Genomic DNA, 1878 nt, shown 5'->3' with positions numbered 1-1878 from the left:
ATCTTAGAATCCTTTTAAGAATCTACAATACTCAAATTCCGTCACCTAGGAACCCCAAAATTGCACGATGACAATTTTAGGTGATTCAGTCCAAAAATAACGGCTTTGCCGTTTTTAAAGTGCCTTTGGCACAAAACCCTTTAATTTAAAGGCGTTCAGTAAAAATTAATATTGTTCAGTGACAATCCAAAAAAATGAATATTACTTAATGACAATTTTTTAATATTGCTCGATGACAATAGAATTTTACTATTTTTGAGAAATCATTAAAAAACTACGCCAAATTCCTCCAATTTATTCTCCCATTGGTCGGCTATTGCATCGGTTGTGATCTCATTTTGGATACGAGCCATCATCTGCATAATTGACTCATCACCCTGTTTAAACCGATCTGATAACCGATTAGACATGATTAATCCTGTAATCTTGCTCGCCCTGTGCTGTAAATCGCTCACATTTGCGTTTTCAGGCTGTTTTACGATGTTGGTAGGGATTTCTACGGTTTTTTGCTTAGAAACGCCAGAATCGCTGTTTTTTGCCGTTTTTGATGCTGTTTTGGGTTTGGCTGTGATGTAAACCGAATTGATCGAGCGTCCTTTCTTCAAAAATTGAGTATCTGTGATGCTTAAATCGGTTTGTTCGTGGATTTCTTTGAGTGCTGGTTCAATCACATAGACCCTTAAATCCTTATTCGCTTTGTATTCACTATCTGAAAAACAAAACATTGAACGGATCTCCGCAAGTGTCAGTTCAACGTAGAACTCCTTGCCTTTCCCTAGGTTCTGTTTTTGCTTGAGAAACTCATAAAAACGCAGGGAATGAACGCACTTAAATCGCTGAATATTCTTATTTTCATATTGCGTGAAGTAGCCTTGCAGTTGAAGCAGATAGGGCTTTAAGTCGGGGTGAAAATCGACAAGTAATGTCCCTCGATTGCTGTTGTAGCGTACCGATGAAAACCAATTCAGGGCTATGCCCTCGATCTCATCCCCAATGATGATTGGTTGTTTATTTAACTCTAGGGCTGATTTTTTGATGTAGCGATACGCATTTTTAGTGTCGATACCGTGATTTTCGGCAATGCTACGAACATTCACCTCGTATTTTTTAAAGTCTGTATCTTCAATGTGGATTTGGGAAATAACGTTGTGCAAAACGTATTGCTGAATGATCGTTAGTCGATATTTTGCTGTGATTAGATCATTTGATTTTTTGACAATTTGGTTGGTTTCTTTCATGACAAAACCTAGTTGGATTTTGAGCAAGTATTACACAACTAGGAGCTAAATAAAATACTCTTTTTTATGTCAAAATATTCCTATTTGACCGTTATTTTCTCCTATTTGACCGTTATTTTCTCCTATTTGACCGTTATTTTCTCCTATTTGACCCCGTGAAAGCCTTACACAGCAAGGCTTTCAGACCCCCTAAAAAAAGAAAAAAAGAAAAAAAGAAAAAAAGAAAAGCGGTTTTTTCACGAAAAACAGCCCTATGCCCTCGCTAAAGCTCGGACGTTTTAACCTCGCTAAAGCTCGGTTGAGGGGCTGTTTTTTTTCAAATGATCATTGAGAACCAAAAGCAGAAAAAAGCAAAAGCGACTATGAACTCGCTTCGCTCGTGTTTTTTCAAAAGCAAAAGCCCTCGATAGTAAAAATTATCGAGCAGCCAGTATTTTTAAAAGCGGTTTTTCAAGGGGGGAATAAGCGAACTTTCATTGTGTCGCTCGTAGACACTCGCTAATTATTATTTTTGAAAATCTAATAATTTCACCCGACTGAAAACCCCATTAAGTCGAATCTCGGAACTGCTTATTATGAAATCCCATTTTGAGCATCAATCTAATAAAAAACATTCCTTTGAAAATCACTATTGAGAAAA

At 37.0% G+C, this 1878-nt stretch carries 1 protein-coding gene; it reads right to left on the bottom strand.

Going from position 1 to position 1878, the window contains the following annotated elements:
* Positions 1–266: 266 nt before the first annotated feature.
* Positions 267–1238 (bottom strand): replication initiation protein, encoded by a 972-nt coding sequence (locus tag D7V20_RS18960; RefSeq protein ID WP_120385383.1) that lies wholly within the window; start codon positions 1236–1238, stop codon positions 267–269.
* Between the last annotated feature and the right edge of the window lie 640 nt (positions 1239–1878).

It is taken from the genome of Acinetobacter rongchengensis (assembly GCF_003611475.1).
Taxonomy (GTDB): Bacteria; Pseudomonadota; Gammaproteobacteria; order Pseudomonadales; family Moraxellaceae; genus Acinetobacter; species Acinetobacter rongchengensis.
The sequence above is the reverse complement of the archived record's forward strand: the minus strand, read 5'-3'. Positions and strand labels throughout refer to the sequence as shown.